Source organism: Micromonospora sp. BL1, from assembly GCF_003667485.1.
Taxonomy (GTDB): Bacteria; Actinomycetota; Actinomycetes; order Mycobacteriales; family Micromonosporaceae; genus Micromonospora; species Micromonospora tulbaghiae.
In genome coordinates, this window is the sequence record NZ_RCVK01000191.1 from 16,901 (window position 1) to 35,438 (window position 18,538).

Sequence of the window (18,538 nt, forward strand, 5' to 3'; positions counted from 1 at the left end):
GTGCTCCTCAGATTCGTTCGATCACGGTGGCGATGCCCATGCCGCCGCCCGCGCAGAGCGTGGCCAGGCCGTAGCGGCCGCCGCGTCGTTCCAGTTCGTCGACGAGCGTGCCGAGGATCATGGCGCCGGTCGCGCCCAGTGGGTGGCCCATCGCGATCGCCCCGCCGTTGGCGTTGACGATGTCCGGGTTCAGGCCGAGGTCGGCGACGAACCGCAGGACCACCGCGGCGAACGCCTCGTTGATCTCCACCAGGTCGAGGTCGTCGACGCCGAGACCGGCCTTGGCCAGCGCCTTGCGGGCGGCCGGGGCCGGGCCGGTGAGCATGATGGTGGGGTCGGCGCCGCTGAGCGCGGTGGCCACGACGCGGGCACGCGGGGTGAGGCCGGCGGCGGTGCCGGCCGCCTCGCTGCCGATCGCGACGAGCGCGGCACCGTCGACGATGCCGGAGGAGTTCCCCGCGGTGTGGACGTGCTCGATCCGCTCGACCCAGTGGTACTTCTGCAACGCGACCGCGTCGAAGCCCGCCTTCTGGCCGATCTCGGCGAACGAGGGGCGCAGCGCGGCGAGGCTCTCCGCCGTCGAGTCCGCCCGGATGTGCTCGTCCCGGTCCAGGACGGTGAGCCCGTTGCGGTCGCGGACCGGCACCACGGACCGGGCGAAGTAGCCGTTGGCCCACGCCTTCGCGGCCCGCGCCTGCGACTGGAGCGCGTACGCGTCGACCGTCTCCCGGTCGAAGCCGGCGATGGTGGCGATGAGGTCGGCGCTGATGCCCTGCGGCACGAACCCGGTGGTGTAGTTGACCTCCGGATCGAGCGCCCACGCCCCGCCGTCGGAGCCCATCGGCACCCGGGACATCGACTCGACGCCACCGGCGAGGACGAGATCCTCCCAGCCGGAGCGCACCTTCTGCGCGGCGATGTTCACCGCCTCCAGGCCGGAGGCGCAGAAGCGGTTGAGCTGGACGCCGGCCACCGTGTCGGGCAGGCCGGCGGCGACGGCGGCGGTCCGGGCGATGTCGGCGCCCTGGTCGCCGAGCGGGGACACCACCCCGAGCACGATGTCGTCGATCAGCGCCGGATCGAGGCCGGGCATCCGCCGCAGGGTCTCCTCGATCAGGCCGGTGATCAGCGAAACCGGCTTCACCCCGTGCAGCGCTCCGGTCGGCTTGCCCCGCCCGCGCGGCGTGCGCAACGCGTCGTAGATGAACGCATCGGTCGTCATGCCAAGCTCCTCATTGCTCACCCGCATGCGAATTTCGCCTAACTTTTCTTGAGCCTGCCGCCGCTTGTCAAGAAGCGTTCCACGCTGTCCGGCTCCGGCCCCGCGACGGAAACCGCCGAGGGGCGCCACCGGATCCACGCGAGGGGACGCTAACGTGTAGCGGTGCGACGAGCAGCCAGCGACACCGCCCCGGCACCGGTCAGACGGCCCAAGGACCGCAAGGCCCGGATCGCGCTCGCCGGTGCCGAGCTGTTCTGCGAGCGGGGCTACCACGGCGTCTCGGTGGACGAGATCGCCGCCGCCGTCGGCATCAGCGGGCCGGCCGTCTACCGGCACTTCCCGAACAAGTACGCGATCCTCGTGCACGCCACCCGCGAGGTCGTCGGCGCCCTGCTCGCCGCCACCGGGCAGCCGGCGGCGAACAGCGCCGACGGGCTGCTCGACGAACTGCTGCGCGCGCTCGCCGACGTCGCGGTGAGCAGGCGGCGGGTGGCCGGGCTGTACCAGTGGGAGGGCCGCTACCTGACGCCCGAGCACCGGCAGGAGTTCGGCGCGTCGATGGCCACGCTCGTCGGCCGCGTCGCCGCGCCGCTGCGCGAGCTGCGTCCCGAGCTGACCGCCGGGCAGGCGGACCTGCTGGTGAACGCGGCGCTGAGCGCGTTCGGCAGCGTTACCACGTACCGGGCCGCGGCCACCGGCACCGACACCGAGCACCTGCTCACCCGGGTCGCCTGGACGCTGCTGCGGACCGACGCGCCGGCGGTGCCGCCGCGGCGGCGTCCCGCGCCGGAGGACACGCCCGCCACCGGCCCGGTGCGCCCGGCGTCGCGCCGCGAGCTGCTGCTGATCGAGGCGATGCGGCTGTTCCACAGGCACGGCTACCACGCCGTCGCGGTCGAGGACATCGGCCGCGCCGCGGGCATGCAGGCGTCCAGCGTGTACCGCTACTTCCCCGGCAAGGCCGACCTGCTCGCGGCCGCCTACTACCGGGCCACCGACCGGCTGACCGGTGCCACCACCGCGGCGATCGCCGACGCGAGCGACCCGGCCGACGCGCTGCACCGGGTGGTGCGAGCCTACGTCGACTTCGCGTTCGGCCAGAGCGACCTGGTCGCGGTGTACCTGGCGGAGAACAACAACCTGCCGGACCGGGACCGCCACGAGTTGCGCGGCGCGCAACGCCTGCACGTCGAGGAGTGGGTGGGCCTGGTCCGGGCGGTACGGCCGGACCTGCCGGCCGGCGACGCACGCGTCCTCGTGCACGCCGCGCTGAACGTGGTCACCGACGTCGGACGGCTCGGCCGCTTCGACCGCACCGCGGGCTACGACACCTGGACCGCCCGGCTCGCGCTCGCCGTGCTGCACGCCTGAGCGGCGTCATCGCGAGGGCGCGGGCGGCGTGAACCGCTGTGGTTGACTGACACCCATGGTCCTGTGCCCGTCCGCGTCCGCCCGGACGGTCCGGTGACCACCGGGCCGGCCGCGGCCACCCGGCCACGCAACCGCAGGCAGGTCATCGTGGAGTCGGCCGGGCAGGTGTTCAGCGAGCGCGGCTACCACGGCGCGTCCATGGAGGAGATCGCCGCGGCGGTCGGCATCAGCGCGCCGGCGCTGTACCGGCACTTCCCGAACAAGTACGCGTTGTTCGCCGAGTGCGCCAACGTCATGGTGGACAACCTGGTCGGGGTCGTCGACGAGTGGCCGCCCGACGCGGCGCTGGCCGACGTGCTGCTGGCCCTCACCCGGGTCACCGTCGCGCACCGCGCCTCCGGCGGCATCTACCGGTGGGAGGCCCGCTACCTCGGGCGCGCGGACCGCCACCTGCTCCGCGCGAAGTTCGGCCACGTCGTGGGCCGGGTCACCGAGATGGTACGGCGGGAGTACCCGCTGCCCGACGAGCGGCTGCGGGCGGTGGCGGCGCTCGGTGTGATCGGCTCGGTGACCATGCACCACACCTCGATCGCCCAGCGCCGGATCGAGGATCTGGTGCTCCGGTCCGCGATGCGGGTGGTGGCCACCGACCCGACGACCGCCGCCGGGACGGCGCGGCTGGTCGAGCTGCCCGCCCAGCCGGTGCCCCGGACCCGGCGCGCGGAGATCCTGGCCGCGGCCGTGCCGCTGTTCGCCCGGGACGGCTTCGCCACCGTCACCAACGCGCAGATCGCCCAGGCGGTGGGGCTCGCGCCGTCCGCCATCTACCGCCACTATCCCGGCAAGGTGGACATCCTCGTGGCCGCCTGCCTCCAGGCGGCGGAACTGCTCGCCCAGGCCGTGGACCGCAGCCTCCAGCGGGCGGCCGATCCTCGTCAGGCGGTGGTCGCGCTGGCGGCGGCGTACGTGGCCTACTGCTTCGAGCACAACACCCTCAACAGCGTCGCCGAGGCCGAGGTGGCCGGGCTTCCGGACGACGTCCGGCGTCCGCTCATCCTCGCCCAGCGGGAGCACATCGCGGTCTGGGAGCAGCAGTTGCGGGCGGTCCGGCCGGACCTGGACCGGCGGCAGGCCCGGCTGCTCGTGCACGCCGGCTTCGGCGTGGCGGTGGAGGCCGGGCGGGCCCTGCGCTGGCAGGACTCGCCCGGCCACCGGGACGCGGTGACCGCGCTGGTCACCGGCGCCCTGACGCTGTGAAGCCGCACGCGCCTCAGGTGCCCGGCCGGTTCATGACCGGGATCGTGATCGGGGTGTGCGACGCGGACGAGCCGTTGTTGAGGAACAGCATCGCCAGCCCGCGGATGAACCTGTCGAACAGGCCGAACGTCTCCGGCATGAGCGGCGAGAGCCCTTCGCGGAACATCACGTACGTCGGCCAGCCGGCCTCGATCACACCCCGGGAGATGTAGTCGCGGGGCAGCCGCAGCCAGTCGCCGATCCGGTCGGTGAGCACGTAGCGCGCGAACTCCCGCTGGAATCCCCGGGTGACGCCCAGGTCCACCGAGGACGTCAGGTTCAGCAGGATGTCGGCCAGGTCGATGCCCTCGGGCGTCGGCGCGAGGAGCGGGTTCAGCGCGTACCGGGACTGCTCCTCGGCGGCGGCCCAGCTGTTCGGGATGAACTCGTCGCGGACCCCGAGCAGGTGCAGGGCGACCTGCCACATGTGCAGGTAGGCCTCCTCCTCCGCGGCCGACATCCGCAGGCCCCAGCGACGCCAGTCGAGCAGCTTGCGGTGCACGTAGGTGCCGAGGCTGTGGAAGGTGATGAGGATGTCGCCGTTGCTGATCGGGATCGGGTGGTCGGTGACGCCGCGCCACGGCGCGGACTGCGGCAGCAGGTGCCGTACGGCCGCGTGGGTGAGCCGCGTCTTGTGCGAGGTGACCACGAAGCTGCCGGTGGCCTTGAACGCGTCGGGGGCGCTCAGGTCGTACCCGTAGGTGAAGGTCTTCGCGGCGCGCGACTTCATGTCCGCGCCGCCCTCGGACCAGTAGACGTTGCGGGCCTCGCGCGGGATCACCGTGCTCATGATCCCGCTGCCCAGGCCGTAGAGCAGGAACAGGTACATGCTCATGCGCTTGTTGAACTGGGCGGCGCGGTCCAGCTTGGCCTGGTCGGCCCAGGACGGCAGCGTGTTGACGCGCCGCAGGTAGGTGGTGAGCGCCGGGGGCAGGCCGGCGGGCAGCGCGTCGCCGTTGCGGATCCAGGACGCGAACGCGGTGTTCACCGCCGGGATCTGACCGGCGTCCAGCAGCGAGGCGACGAGCGGGTCGGTGTCGTCGTCCCAGACGTCCCACGGGTCGGTGACCGTGTCGGTCCCGGCGATCGAGCCGGACGACGACCACGCCCACGCCTTCGGGGTGTCCGCCACCGCCACCAGTCCCAGCGCGGCACCGAGCGTCAGGACGCTTCGTCTACTGAGATTCTCCATTAGCACCACTTCCCGGTTTCGACCGGACATCGCCCTGAACACCGGCCCGTGAGGTGCGCACAAGCAGGTTTCGAGTTATCCGGGGATGTGATTTTCTATTAACATAGAGGAGCTTGACTGCATGGGCAAGGGTGGACGGTGGAGGTGGTCGCGATGGCTCGTGACGGGCGGTACCGCTGGTTGCGCCGGATCGAGACGCTCGACCCGGTACGCGACCACCACGAGATCTACCGGCTCTCCGCCGGGTACGAGTTCCCCTTCGACTACCAGCGGGCGCTGGAGCTGGCGCTGCTGCGCACGTTCTGCGTGCCGGGCATCTCCGCGCTGCTCGACGCGACCGGCGAGTTCCGGCTGCGGGCGCAGCAGCGCTACGACGACACCGCGCTGCTGATGGCCGAGCTGCTGGAGCACGGGTACGACTCGCCGCGCGGCCGGGAGGCGCTGCGGGTGGTCAACCGGGCGCACGGGCGGTACGCGATCACGAACGACGACATGCGCTACGTGCTGTCCACGTTCGTCTACGAGCCGATCGACTGGCTGGACCGCTACGGCTGGCGCCCGCTGCACGAGCACGAGCGGCTGGCCGCGTTCCACTACTACCGCGCCGTCGGCGCGCGCATGGGCATCCGGGACGTCCCGGCGGACTTCGCCGCGTTCCGGGCGTTCAAGGACGCGTACGAGCGCGAGACGTTCCGCCGTACGCCGAGCAACGAGCGGGTCGCGGCGTACACGCTGGACCTGTTCGCGTCCTGGTACCCGGCGCCGCTGCGCCCGGCCGCGCGGCTCGCGGTGCGCGCGCTGCTGCCGCCCGAGATGCGCGCCGCCTTCGGGCTCCCGGCCGCGCCGCGACCGCTGACCGCGCTGGTCGGCGGCGCGCTGCGCGCCCGGGCCGCCGTGGTGCGGCTGCTGCCCGCGCGGACGGTGAGCCGGCTGACCCGCGCGCCGCGCAACCGCACCTATCCCGGCTACCCGCGGGGGTACCGGCCCGCCGACCTCGGCGCGCCGCCACCCCCGCCCGGCATCGACCCGGCGCTACTCCGTGACGGGCTCCGCCACCGCGTCGCCCGGCCGGTAGAGGGCGTCGATCCGGTCGCCGTACCGGTCGACGACGACCCGGCGCCGTAGCTTCAACGTCGGGGTCAGCTCGCCCGACTCCGGCGTCCACGCCGACGGCAGCACCTGGAACGTCTTGACCTGCTCGGGCCGGGCGAGCCGCGCGTTGGCCGCGTCCACGGCGGCCTGGATCTCGGCCAGCAGCACCGGGTCCGAGGCCAGGGCGGGCAGCTGCGGGTCAGCGACGCCGTGCGTGCGCGCCCACTGGGGCGCCACCTCCTCGTCCAGCACGATCAGCGCCGTGACGTACGGCCGCCGGTCGCCGATCGCCACCGCCTGACCGATGAGCGGGTGCGCCCGCAGCAGGTTCTCGATCTGCGCCGGCGAGATGTTCTTCCCGCTGGACGTGATGATGAGTTCCTTCTTGCGGTCGGTGATGGTGAGGAAGCCGTCGTCGTCGAGCGTCCCGACGTCGCCGGTGGCCAGCCAGCCGTCCGCGTCGACGACCGGCTCGACGGTGCCGTCCTCGCGCAGGTAGCCGGAGCACACGAGCGGACCCCGGACGAGGACCTCGCCGTCGTCGGCGAGGCGCACCTCCATGCCCACGTTGGGACGGCCGACGGTCCCGGTGCGGAAGCGGTCGGGGGTGTTGAGGGTGGCGGTGCCGGTGGTCTCGGTCAGACCCCACACCTCCAGCACGTCGACGCCGAGCCCGGCGAGGAACCGCAGCACGTCCACCGGGATCGGGGCGGCGCCGCTGCCGGGCCAGACCATGTTGTGCAGGCCCAGTGTCGACTGCAACGGTCGCAGCACGGTGTCGCGGGCCTGCGCCACCCGCGCGGCCAGCTCGTCCGGCACCGGCTTCCCGGCCGCGCGCAGCTCGTACGCCTCCAGGGTCGCCGCGGTCGCGGCGGCGACGGCGGCGCGGACCGCGGGCTCGGCGCCCGCCAGGTGGGCCTGGACGCCGGCGGCCATCTTCTCCCAGACCCGCGGCACCCCGAAGAACGAGGCGGGACCGACGGTACGCAGCGCCGCGACGAGCTGCGTGGCGTCGGGGCAGATGGTCACGTGCCCGGCGCGGTAGATCGGGTTGTAGATGCCGAGGAACCGTTCGGCGATGTGCGCGAGCGGCAGGTAGGCCACAGTCGGCGCGTGGTCCGGGACGGACACCATCGCCTCCAGCGCCACCGCCTGGTGGAGCACGTTGTGGTGGCTGAGCACGACGCCCTTCGGGTCGCCCGTCGTCCCGGACGTGTAGAGCAGCGTCACCGGCTGCTCGGGCCGGATCGTGCGCCAGCGCCGCTCGAAGGCGTCCGGGTCCGCCTCGCGGGCGGTGCGGCCGAGGGTACGCACGCGGGACAGCGGCACGGCCTCAGTCGACGCTTCGCCCGGATCGTCCACCAGCACCACCCGGAGCAGGTCGGGCAGGTCGGGCAGGATCGGCCGCCAGCGCTCCAGCTCGGCCGGGCCCTCCAGCACGAGTACCTGGGCGGCGCTGTGCCGCGCCAGGTAGCGCATCTGGTCGGGGCTGAGCGTCGGGTAGATCGTGGAGGGCACCGCGCCCAGGTGGACCGCGGCGAGGTCGACCAGCCAGTGCTCGGCGCGGCTGGACATCATGACCAGCATGTGCCGCCCGGCCTCCAGGCCGATCTCGGCCAGGCCGGCGGACAGCTCGGCGACCTCGTCGCGCAGCTGCGCCCAGGTGCGGGTGTCGTCGCGGCCGAGCGTGGTCAGCGCGGGCCGGTCGCCGTGCTCGGTGGCGTTGCGGTGCAGCAGCGCCGGGACGGTCAGGTCGGCGGCTTTCTTGGCGCAGTCCTCGGCGAGGACGTCGGCGGGGTCCATGGGCTACTCCTTCACACGCAACCGGGCCTGGTGGTGGCAGGGCTGGCCGCACCCCTCGCCGTGGTGCCCGCGCGGGTTCCGCAGCCGATGGCAGCACTGTAAACGAGGGTTAACTTTCTGGGAAGGATCGCCCGTGATCTGGCGCTGTATCGACATGCGACGGTGACGCGGTGACGAACGCCGGCTAACCAAGCGATCCGCGGTTCACTGCGCGGTCCAGCCGCCGTCCACGTGCAACACACTGCCGGTGACGTAGCTCGCGGCGTCCGAGGCCAGGAACAGCACCGCGCCGACGACCTCCTCGGGGCGGCCGAACCGGCCCATCGGGATGCGGTCACGCAGCCGCTTCGACCACTGCTCGTGGCCGCGCAGGCCCTCCGTCATCGGGGTCTCCAGGTAGCCGGGCGCGACCGCGTTGACGCGTACGCCGGCCGCCGCCCACTCCAGCGCCAGCGTGCGGGTGAGCTGCTCGACGCCGCCCTTACTGGCGCTGTACGCGGCCAGGCGCGGGAAACCGACCTGACCGTGCACCGAGGACATGTTGACGATGCTGCCCGCGCCCTGCTCGACCATGACGGCGCCGGCCGCGCGGGCGCAGACGAACACCCCGGACAGGTTGGTGTCGATCACCTGCTGCCAGTCCCCCAGGCTCAGCCGTTCGCTGCGGTGCAGCGCCGGGCTGATGCCGGCGTTGTTGACGAGGACGTCCAGCCGCCCCCAGCGCTGCCGCGCGAGGGTCAGCACGGCGTCCGCGGCGGACTCGTCGGCGACGTCACCGGCGACCACTGCCGCCGTGCCGCCACCGGCCGCTATCCGGTCCCGCACCTCGTCCAGCGCGTCCGGGCGCCGGGACTGGAGGATCACCGACGCGCCGGCCCGCGCCAGCCCTTCGGCGATCGCCGCGCCGACGCCCTGGCTGGCTCCGGTCACCCACGCGACCCTGCCCGACAGCATGCCCTCGACCACCGCCACGGTGGGCTCCCCTCTTCTTGATCCATCGACAGTTGTCATCGTGAGCCTTGTGGACACCGTTACCACGTGCTCTCATGTGATACACGGGCGCAACATTCGTTTCACCGTATCAGCGGCCTCGACCCCGAGGAGTGAACGTGGAACCGGTAAGCAGACGCAAGATGTTGAAGGCCGGCGGAGCACTGGGCGCGCTCGGCGCGCTGAGCGTCGCCGCGCCGGCACAGGCGCGATCGGCGTGGACCTGGTCGCCCAAGGGATCGGTGGCCGGCGCCGGGGCGGGCGTGGACCCCCGCTGGGTGTGGGACGAGGAGGCCGACCCGCTCGTCGCCTCGCTCCTGGACCGGGGCGACGCACCACTGGTCAACCAACTGCTGCGGACGTGGACGAAGAACGGCCAGCCGCTGCCGTCCGGCCTCCCGGCGGACGTCCGTCAGTTCATCGAACGCGCACGCGTGCTGCCGTCCTGGGTCGACCAGGGCAAGCTGGCCACCGCCGTGCGCTTCAACGAGAAGCGCGGCCTCTACCTCGGCGTGCTCTACGGCCTGGCCAGCGGCATGATGAGCACCGTCATCCCGAAGGAGGCGCGCGCCGTCTACTACTCCAAGGGCGGCGCGGACATGAAGGACCGCATCTCCAAGACCGCCAAGCTCGGGTACGACATCGGCACCGCCAACGCGTACCAGCCCGACGGCTCGATGATCGTGACCGCCGTCAAGACCCGGCTGGCGCACGCCGGCGTGCGTCACCTCCTGCCGCAGTCGCCCGAGTGGGCCGACGTCGCGCCCGAGGACATCCCGATCAGCCAGCGCGACCTGATGGTCACCTGGCACAGCCTGCCGACCACGGTCATGCGGAAGCTGACCGACTGGCGGGTGCCGATCCCCGCCGCCGAGTCGACCGCCTTCCTGCACCTGTGGCAGGTGGCCGCGCACATGCTCGGCGTCAGGGACGAGTACATCCCGGCCACGTGGAGCGAGGCGAACTCCCAGGCCGGCGAGGTCCTCGACCCGATCCTGGCGCCCACCCGCGAGGGCAACGCGCTCGCCGACATCCTGCTCGGCCTCGGCAAGGAGATCGACGCCGGGCTGCTCAGCAAGCCCATCCTCGGCTCGTTCACCCGGTTCATGCTCGGCAACCAGATCGCCAACTGGCTGGAGATCCCGCGCGACCTGCTCTGGGACACGCTGCTGCGGACGAGCTGGGGCCCGTTCATCGCGGTCCGGGAGGCGCTGCTGCCGTTCCCGCTCGCACCGGAGTGCTACTGGCTGTTCGACGAGTTCCTGCGCAAGCTCGCCCTGCTGTTCCTGTCCGAGGGGCAGTCCATCAACATCGAGATCCCGCTCGGCAACCGCGAGTTCTGACCACCGCGTCGCAGCCGGTGCGCCTCCCGTCCCCGGCTGCGGCGACGAGCGCCCGGGTGAGCACCATGACCGCGCCCCTCCCCCCGTTCCTGGGCTACGTGCTGGCCGCGCCGGTCCTCGTGGCCGCCGCCGAACTCACCGCGGCGTACCCGGCCGCCGCCCGGACGCCGTCGCCGGACGTGGCCGGGATGCTCGGCCTCGGCGAGATCATGACGGCCGCGGCCCTGCCCGGGGCGGCGCTGATCTCCGTCGAGGTCGGCCCGGACGGGACCGTGTCGTTCACGCTGCCGCCGGACCGGTACGACGGCGACACCTCGGCCGCCGAACTGATCGCCGACGGGCTGTCCGTGCCGCGCCGGCGCGTCCGTGTGCCACCGCCACGGCCGGCAGCGGGCCGGACGCGTGGCGCACCCCATCCGGCGGTCGGAACCCGTACCCCGGTCCGGGTCGCCGTGGCGGTGGCCCGGCGGCGGCTGCTGGAGGCCGCGTCGGCGGCGCTCGGCACGCCCGTCGCCGGCCTGCGGCTCGCGGCCGGCGCCGTCACCGACCGCACCGGCCGCCGCCTCGACATCGGCGCCCTCGCCGGCACCGCGGCCAGCACCAGCACCATCGCCGTGACGGTCGACCTCACGCCACGGTGACCGCCACCGCCGATTCAACGGCCCCCTGCCGGGTAGCAGTCCGATGGACGGCACCGGAGAGGGGACAGACAGGCATGAAGGCACTGACCTGGCACGGCAAGCGGGACGTTCGCGTCGAGGACGTCCCGGACCCCCGGATCGAGGAGCCGACCGACGCGATCGTCCGGATCACCTCGACCGCCATCTGCGGTTCCGACCTGCACCTGTACGAGGTGCTCGGGCCGTACCTGAAGCCCGGCGACATCCTCGGGCACGAGCCGATGGGCATCGTCGAGGAGGTCGGGTCCGGCGTGACCCGGCTCAAGAAGGGTGACCGCGTGGTCATCCCGTTCAACATCTCCTGCGGCTCGTGCTGGATGTGCGAGCGGCAGCTCTACGCGCAGTGCGAGACCACGCAGGTGACCAGCCAGGGCAAGGGCGCGTCCCTGTTCGGCTACACCTCGCTGTACGGCTCGATCCCCGGCGGCCAGGCGGAGTACCTGCGCGTCCCGCAGGCCCAGTTCGGGCCGATCACGATCCCGGACAGCGGCCCGGACGAGCGCTGGCTCTACCTGTCCGACATCCTGCCCACCGCCTGGCAGGCGGTGAAGTACGCGGACACCCCGCCCGGCGGCACGCTCGCCGTGTTCGGGCTCGGCCCGGTCGGGCAGTTCAGCGCCCGGATCGGCCGCCACCTGGGCGCCGGCCGGGTGATCGGGCTGGACCTGGTACCCGAGCGGCTGGAGATGGCCCGCCGCCACGGCATCGAGGTGCTCGACGTCAGCCAGCTCGACGACGTGCCCGGCACGCTCATCGACCTGGTCGACGGGCGCGGCCCGGACGCGGTGATCGACGCGGTCGGCATGGAGGCGCACGGCGCGCCGCTGGGCAAGATGGCCCAGACCGCCGCCGGGCTGCTGCCGGACAAGCTGGCCCAGGCGATGACCGACAAGGCCGGCGTGGACCGGCTCGTGGTGCTGCACGCCGCGCTCAAGGCCGTGCGGCGCGGCGGCACCGTGTCGATCTCCGGCGTGTACGGCGGCGAGCAGGACCCGATGCCGCTGATGGAGATGTTCGACCGGGGCATCCAGCTGCGCATGGGCCAGTGCCACGTACGGCGCTGGGTCGACGAGATCATCCCGCTGCTGGAGCGCGACGACGACCCGCTGGGCGTGGAGGACCTGCGGACCCACCGGCTGCCGCTGACCGACGCGCCGCGCGCGTACGAGATGTTCCAGAAGAAGGAGGACGGCTGCGTCAAGGTCGTGCTCGCACCGTGACCCGCACGGTGGTCGTCACCGGCGCGACCAGCGGGATCGGCCGGGCGACCGCCAGGGAACTGGCGGGCCGCGGGGACCGGCTGGTCCTCGCGGCCCGCTCCCCCGCCACGCTCGACGAGGTACGCGACGAGTGCCGGGCGGCGGGCGCGCAGGCGATCGCCGTACCGATGGACGTGACCGAGCCCGGCGCGGTGGCCGCGCTGGCCGACGCGGCGCGGGCCGAGTACGGCCGCGTCGACGCCTGGGTGCACACCGCCGCGGTGATGGCCTACGGCCGCTTCGACGAGACGCCGGCCGAGGTGTTCGAGCAGGTCGTCCGCACCGACCTGCTGGCCGCCGCCGCGGTCGCCCGGGAGGCGCTGCGCCGGTTCCGGGACGCCGGCGGCGGCACGCTCGTGCTCACCGGCTCGGTGCTCGGACACATCACCGCGCCCTACATGAGCGGATACGTGGCCGCCAAGTGGGGCCTGCAAGGACTCGCCCGCACGCTCCAGCAGGAGGCGCGGGAGACGCCCGGCATCGCGATCTGCCTGGTCAACCCGGGCAGCGTCGACACGCCCGTCTACCGGCAGGCGGCCAACTACCTGGGCCGGATCGGCCGCCCACCGCCCCCGATCGCCTCCCCCGAGCGGGTGGCACGCGCCATCGCGCACTGCCTCGACCGGCCACGCCGGGAGGTGTCGGTGGGACGGCTCAACGTGATCATGCGCTTCGGCTTCACCGTCCTGCCCGGCGTGTACGACGCGCTGGTCGGACCGCTGATGCGCCTGGCCGGACTGACCCGGCAGCCGGTCGCCGCGCACCAGGGCATCGTGTTCACGCCCAACCCGGCCGGCGAGGCGGTCCGGGGCGGATGGGTGCCCGACGCGTCCCAGGTCGTCCGAGCCGTCGGCGGGCGGGCGGCGACCGTGGCGTCCGCGGTACGCCGCCGGCTGCCCTGACCGCCGCCGCGGACCGTCCGGTGGGCTGTCACCCGGGCGGACCCTCGTGCGGGTGGGCTGTCGCGCGGGCGGACCGCGACGAGGGTGGTTACCGTGTACGACGGGACACGGCGGAGGGACGAACATGCGGCAACCAACGGGGCGGGAACCGGACCGGACGCGCGGCGGGCGGGTGTGGAAGCTCGCCGGGCTGGCCGCCGTCGCCGGCCTGGCCTGGGTGGCGCGGGACGTGCCCGCCCAGCTCGGCGGCCGGCTCACCGGCGCCCGGGCGGACCGGGCGGCCCGGTCACCGCGCTTCCACGACGGAACGTTCCACAACCCGGCCGGCGCCAGCGCCACGATGGTCGCCGACCCGGGCCGCAACCTCGTCCGGGAGCTGATCTTCGGCAAGCAGAAGCGGCGGCCCGGTAGCCCGGTGCCGCTGCTGCGCCCCGGCGCCGCGCCGGCCGCCGACCCGGCCCGCGAACTGAACGTGATCTGGTACGGCCACGCCTCCACGCTCGTCGAGATCGAGGGGCGCCGGGTGCTGCTCGACCCGGTGTGGAGCGACAGGTGCTCCCCGTCCGGGCTGGTCGGCCCCCGGCGCATCCACGAGCCGCCGGTACGCCTGACCGAGCTGCCCCCGCTCGACGCGGTGCTCATCTCACACGACCACTACGACCACCTGGACATGGACACCGTCCGCACGCTGGCCGACCTCCAGTCCGCGCCGTTCGTGGTGCCGCTCGGCGTCGGCGCCCACCTGGCCCGCTGGGGCGTACCCGAGCACCGGATCATCGAGCTGGACTGGTCGGAGAGCCACCGGGCCGGCGGGCTGACGCTCACCGCGACCGCCGCGCAGCACTTCTCCGGGCGCGGGCTGCGCCGCGACGGCACGCTCTGGAGTTCCTGGACCATTGCCGGGACACACCGGAAGGTCTTCTACACCGGCGACTCCGGCTACTTCGACGGGTACGCCGAGATCGGCGCCGAACACGGCCCGTTCGACGTGACGCTCATGCAGATCGGCGCGTACGACCGGGCGTGGCCGCACATCCACATGTTCCCGGAGGAGGCGGTGGCCGCGCACCTCGACGTCCGCGGCGGACTGCTGGTGCCGGTGCACTGGGGCACGTTCAACCTGGCGCTGCACGACTGGTCCGAGCCGGTGGACCGGCTGTGGGCCGAGGCGAAGGCGCGGGACGTCCGGCTCGCCGTACCGCGTCCGGGCGAGCGGGTGGTGGTGGACGAGCCGCCCGCGGTGGACGGGTGGTGGCAGTCGGTCGCCTGACCCGGCTCGGTCCCCGGGTGGCGCTGCCGCCTTCGTGCTCCGGGCGGGATCAGAGCACGAAGGCGTCCGTCCACAGCGCGCCCGAGCGGCCCGACAACGCGTCCAGCATCGCCACCGCCTGACCGTCGGTGAGCTGCGCGACGAAGTCGATGATCGCCCGGCCCCGGGCCCGTCCGATCCGGTCCGGGGTACGCGGGTGCAGCTCCGCCTCGGCCAGCTCCACCAGGTCGTGCAGCCGGCGCGGCAGCCGGGACTCCTCGTCCGGGTCCAGCAGCCACTCCCAGAGTGCCTCCACCAGCGTGTCGAGCAGCCGGGCCTGGCCGCGCTGGTGCAGGGCCAGGTCCGGGCGGGCCAGCACGAACCGGTGGTGCACGAACTTGAGCACCTGCACCTCGTGCCACTGCGGCTTCGCCAGCAGCACGTACCCGGAGCGGACCCCCGGATCCGGCGTCACGGTGATGGCGTCCACGAAGCGGGTGGACCAGCGGGCCGAGAACCGGGCCACGTACTGCTCCGCCTCGATCGAGCCGTCGAACGGCAGTGCCAGCAGCCCCTCCACCAGCTCCTCGCGGACGTGCTCGACAGCGGCGGCGAACGCCTCGTCGTCGGCGATCCAGCCGTCCTTGCGGTGCAGTTGCCGGCGCAGCCGCTCGATCGCCGCGCCCGGCCGCCGGCCCGCCCCCTCCAGCGCCGACGCGGTGATCGACCGCAGGTGCCCGCATTCGCGCTGCCAGGCCATCAGCTCGGCCGCCACGGCGCCCTGCTGGAGCACCCCGACGCGGTAGAAATCCTCCACGTCGTGGATCGCGTACGCGATGTCGTCGGCGGTGTCCATCACCGACGCCTCGGGGGTCTGCTGCCAGTCCGGGATCCGCCCGGCGAACGGCTCCCGCGCCTGCCGCAGGTCGTCCAGCTCGGTGCGGTACGCGCCGAACTTCACCGACCCGCTCTGCGGATCCTCCGGCGGCGCCGCCGCGCCCCGGGGCGCCGGGTCCAGGTGACGCGGGTGCGGGTCGGGATGGTCCAGGCGGGTCCACGGGTACTTCAGCATGGCCGCCCGCACCGCGGCGGTCAGGTCCAGCCCGGTGGTCGCCGCGCCGCGGATCTCGGTGCTGGTGACGATCCGGTACGACTGCGCGTTGCCCTCGAAGCCGTCGGGCAGCCCGAGGCGCTGCCGGGCCAGCCGGTCGAGCACGCGCTCCCCCAGGTGCCCGAACGGCGGGTGCCCGAGGTCGTGCGCGAGCGCGGCGGCCTCCACCACCTCCGGGTCGCAGCCGCCGAGCTTCTCCAGCAGGTCCCGGTGAGTCGGGTCGGCGTTCAGCCGCTCCGCTATCGCCCGGGCCACCTGGGCCACCTTCAGGCTGTGGGTGAGCCGGTTGTGCACGAGCAGCCCGGACCCGCCCGGGCTGATCACCTGGGTCACGCCGCCCAGCCGGGCGAAGAACGGCGACCCGACGATCCGGTCCCGGTCGGCCCGGAACGGGCCGGCGGCCAGGTCGCCGAGCGCCCGGGCGCTGCCACCGAACAGCCGCCGGGCCCGCGGATCCGCAGGTGCCTCCATGATCGCCACGCTAGCGCAGCCGACGGCGGGCCGGGCACAGGCGGTCGGAGGCGAACGGCACAATGCAGGGCGGAAACCACCCGAGAAGGCGGATGACAATCGTGACCCAGTCTGTGCACCAGCGGATCGCCGAGGAACTCGGCGTCGCCGAACGGCAGGTGCGGGCAGCAGTCGAGCTGCTCGACGGCGGCGCCACAGTGCCGTTCATCGCCCGCTACCGCAAGGAGGCCACCGGCCTGCTCGACGACGCGCAGCTGCGCACGCTGGAGGAGCGGCTGCGCTACCTGCGCGAGCTGGACGAGCGGCGCGCGGCGGTGCTGGAGTCGATCCGGAGCCAGGGCAAGCTGGACGAGGCGCTGGAGGCGCAGATCCTCGCCGCCGACTCGAAGTCCCGCCTGGAGGACATCTACCTGCCCTACAAGCCGAAGCGGCGTACCCGCGCGCAGATCGCCCGCGAGGCCGGGCTGGAGCCGCTCGCGGACACGCTCCTGGCCGATCCGGCCCAGGACCCGAAGACGGTCGCCGCCGGGTTCGCCGACCCGGACAGGGGCGTCGCGGACGCCGCTGCCGCACTGGACGGGGCGCGGGCCATCCTGATCGAGCGTTTCGCCGAGGACGCCGACCTGATCGGCACACTGCGCGAGCAGATGTGGTCGCGGGGCCGGCTGGTCTCCCGGGTACGCGACGGCCAGGAGACCGCCGGTGCGAAGTTCGCCGACTACTTCGACTTCGCCGAGCCGTACCCGAAGCTGCCCTCGCACCGAATCCTCGCCATGTTCCGCGGCGAGAAGGAGGGTGTGCTGGAGCTGACCATGGACCCGGAGGCCGACGGGGACGCCGACGCGACCCCCGGACCCAGCCGCTACGAGGCGGCCGTCGCCGGCCGGTTCGGCATCAGCGACCAGGGGCGGCCCGCCGACCGGTGGCTGGCCGACACGGTGCGCTGGGCCTGGCGTACCCGGATCCTGATCCACCTGGGCGCGGACCTGCGGATGCGGCTGTGGCAGGCGGCCGAGGAGGAGGCCGTGCGGGTCTTCGCCACCAACCTGCGTGACCTGCTGCTGGCCGCGCCGGCGGGCGCGCGGGTGACGATGGGCCTCGACCCGGGCCTGCGCACCGGCGTGAAGGTGGCGGTGGTCGACGCCACCGGCAAGGTGGTCGCCACCGACACGATCTACCCGCACGAGCCGCGCCGGCAGTGGGACGCCTCGCTGCACACGCTCGCCACGCTCGCCGCCGCGCACGGCGTCGAGCTGGTCGCGATCGGCAACGGCACCGCCAGCCGGGAGACCGACAAGCTGGCCGGTGACCTGATCAAGCGGCACCCGGAGCTGACGCTGACCAAGGTGGTGGTCTCCGAGGCCGGCGCGTCGGTCTACTCCGCGTCCGCGTACGCCTCCCAGGAGCTGCCCGGCCTGGACGTGTCGCTGCGCGGCGCGGTGTCGATCGCCCGCCGCCTCCAGGACCCGCTGGCCGAGCTGGTGAAGATCGACCCGCGGTCGATCGGCGTCGGGCAGTACCAGCACGACCTGTCCGAGGTGAAGCTGTCCCGCTCGCTCGACGCGGTGGTCGAGGACTGCGTCAACGCGGTCGGCGTCGACGTCAACACCGCCTCCGCGCCGCTGCTCACCCGCGTCTCCGGCATCGGCGCCGGGCTGGCCGAGAACATCGTGCTGCACCGCGACGCCAACGGGCCGTTCCGCACCCGGACCGAGCTGAAGAAGGTGCCACGGCTCGGGCCGAAGGCGTTCGAGCAGTGCGCCGGCTTCCTGCGCATCCCCGGCGGCGACGACCCGCTCGACTCCTCCAGCGTGCACCCCGAGGCGTACCCGGTGGTGCGCCGCATCCTCGCCACCACCGGGCAGGATCTGCGCGCGCTGATCGGCAGGTCGGCCATCCTGCGCGGCCTGCGCGCGACCGACTTCGTCGACGACACGTTCGGCCTGCCCACCGTCACCGACATCCTGGCCGAACTGGAGAAGCCCGGCCGCGACCCGCGCCCGGAGTTCCGCACGGCGACGTTCGTCGAGGGCGTGGAGAAGATCAGCGACCTGACGCCGGGCATGGTGCTGGAGGGCGTGGTCACCAACGTGGCCGCGTTCGGGGCGTTCGTCGACGTGGGCGTGCACCAGGACGGCCTGGTGCACGTCTCGGCCATGTCGCACACCTTCGTCAAGGACCCGCGCGACGTGGTGAAGTCCGGCGACGTGGTCAAGGTGCGGGTGCTCGACGTGGACGTGCCGCGCAAGCGGATCTCGCTGACGCTGCGGCTCGACGACGAGGCGCCGGCCGGTGGCCGTCCCGCGGCCGGGGGTCCGGGCGGCGAGGAGCGCGGCGGCCGGCGCGGTGGCGGGCAGCGCGGTGACGGCGGCGGGCAGCGGGGTGACCGCGGCGGGCAGCGCGGCGACGCCGGCGCCCGACGTGGCGGCCAGGGTGAGCGGGGCGGCTCGCGCGGTGGTCAGTCGCAGCGGCAGGGACGAGGTGGCGGAGCGGCGGCGCCGGTGAACGACGCCATGGCGGAGGCCCTGCGCCGCGCCGGCCTGGCCTGAGAGGCAGG

14 protein-coding genes are annotated in these 18,538 nt (G+C 73.5%); 9 read left to right on the forward strand and 5 right to left on the reverse strand.

The window, feature by feature from the left end:
* Positions 1-7 precede the first annotated feature (7 nt).
* Positions 8-1,222: an acetyl-CoA C-acetyltransferase gene (locus EAD96_RS08910; RefSeq protein ID WP_121683912.1), complete on the reverse strand. Its 1,215-nt coding sequence runs from the start codon at positions 1,220-1,222 to the stop codon at positions 8-10.
* Between the two features lie 162 nt (positions 1,223-1,384).
* On the opposite strand from EAD96_RS08910, the gene EAD96_RS08915 reads away from it, so the two are divergent.
* Complete coding sequence (locus tag EAD96_RS08915; protein ID WP_121683913.1) at positions 1,385-2,593, forward strand: TetR/AcrR family transcriptional regulator; 1,209 nt, start codon at positions 1,385-1,387, stop codon at positions 2,591-2,593.
* Positions 2,594-2,656: 63 nt separating this feature from the next.
* Positions 2,657-3,850: a TetR/AcrR family transcriptional regulator gene (locus EAD96_RS08920; protein ID WP_233585567.1), complete on the forward strand. Its 1,194-nt coding sequence runs from the start codon at positions 2,657-2,659 to the stop codon at positions 3,848-3,850.
* 13 nt (positions 3,851-3,863) lie between these two features.
* Here the strand turns inward: EAD96_RS08920 and EAD96_RS08925 are convergent, their stop codons facing one another.
* Positions 3,864-5,081: an oxygenase MpaB family protein gene (locus EAD96_RS08925; protein WP_091423732.1), complete on the reverse strand. Its 1,218-nt coding sequence runs from the start codon at positions 5,079-5,081 to the stop codon at positions 3,864-3,866.
* Between the two features lie 153 nt (positions 5,082-5,234).
* Here EAD96_RS08925 and EAD96_RS08930 point away from each other — a divergent pair, with 153 nt between their 5' ends.
* Positions 5,235-6,206 carry an oxygenase MpaB family protein gene (locus EAD96_RS08930; RefSeq protein WP_120573863.1) on the forward strand — a complete coding sequence of 324 codons (972 nt, stop codon included), beginning with the start codon at positions 5,235-5,237 and terminating at the stop codon, positions 6,204-6,206.
* On the opposite strand, the gene EAD96_RS08935 is transcribed toward EAD96_RS08930, so the two are convergent.
* Entirely contained in the window at positions 6,114-7,976 is a 1,863-nt protein-coding gene (locus tag EAD96_RS08935; protein ID WP_121683915.1) for a long-chain fatty acid--CoA ligase, read from the reverse strand. The genes EAD96_RS08930 and EAD96_RS08935 overlap by 93 nt on opposite strands.
* 204 nt (positions 7,977-8,180) lie before the next feature.
* On the reverse strand, positions 8,181-8,987 hold the full coding sequence (locus EAD96_RS08940) for an SDR family NAD(P)-dependent oxidoreductase (RefSeq protein WP_233585568.1): 807 nt from the start codon (positions 8,985-8,987) through the stop codon (positions 8,181-8,183).
* A 122-nt stretch (positions 8,988-9,109) separates the two neighbouring features.
* Here EAD96_RS08940 and EAD96_RS08945 point away from each other — a divergent pair, with 122 nt between their 5' ends.
* The 5 genes from EAD96_RS08945 to EAD96_RS08965 all read left to right on the forward strand — a co-directional run bounded on the left by EAD96_RS08945 (position 9,110) and on the right by EAD96_RS08965 (position 14,420).
* Positions 9,110-10,309, forward strand: a complete 1,200-nt coding sequence (locus EAD96_RS08945; protein ID WP_233585570.1) for an oxygenase MpaB family protein — start codon at positions 9,110-9,112, stop codon at positions 10,307-10,309.
* Between the two features lie 65 nt (positions 10,310-10,374).
* Positions 10,375-10,950, forward strand: coding sequence for an isoquinoline 1-oxidoreductase (locus EAD96_RS08950; protein WP_121683945.1), 576 nt, complete (start codon positions 10,375-10,377; stop codon positions 10,948-10,950).
* Positions 10,951-11,024: 74 nt separating this feature from the next.
* Positions 11,025-12,209: a zinc-dependent alcohol dehydrogenase gene (locus EAD96_RS08955; protein WP_091423722.1), complete on the forward strand. Its 1,185-nt coding sequence runs from the start codon at positions 11,025-11,027 to the stop codon at positions 12,207-12,209.
* A complete protein-coding gene (locus tag EAD96_RS08960; RefSeq protein ID WP_121683917.1) occupies positions 12,206-13,150 on the forward strand; it encodes an SDR family NAD(P)-dependent oxidoreductase in 945 nt (314 codons plus the stop codon). Before EAD96_RS08955 ends, EAD96_RS08960 begins: the two co-directional genes overlap by 4 nt.
* A gap of 124 nt (positions 13,151-13,274) precedes the next feature.
* Complete coding sequence (locus tag EAD96_RS08965; RefSeq protein ID WP_121683918.1) at positions 13,275-14,420, forward strand: MBL fold metallo-hydrolase; 1,146 nt, start codon at positions 13,275-13,277, stop codon at positions 14,418-14,420.
* 49 nt (positions 14,421-14,469) lie between these two features.
* Here EAD96_RS08965 and EAD96_RS08970 read toward each other — a convergent pair whose 3' ends face one another.
* Positions 14,470-15,981 carry a deoxyguanosinetriphosphate triphosphohydrolase family protein gene (locus tag EAD96_RS08970; protein WP_121683946.1) on the reverse strand — a complete coding sequence of 504 codons (1,512 nt, stop codon included), beginning with the start codon at positions 15,979-15,981 and terminating at the stop codon, positions 14,470-14,472.
* A 101-nt stretch (positions 15,982-16,082) separates the two neighbouring features.
* Between EAD96_RS08970 and EAD96_RS08975 the strand changes: the two genes are divergently transcribed.
* Complete coding sequence (locus EAD96_RS08975; RefSeq protein WP_121683919.1) at positions 16,083-18,530, forward strand: Tex family protein; 2,448 nt, start codon at positions 16,083-16,085, stop codon at positions 18,528-18,530.
* Positions 18,531-18,538 lie beyond the last annotated feature (8 nt).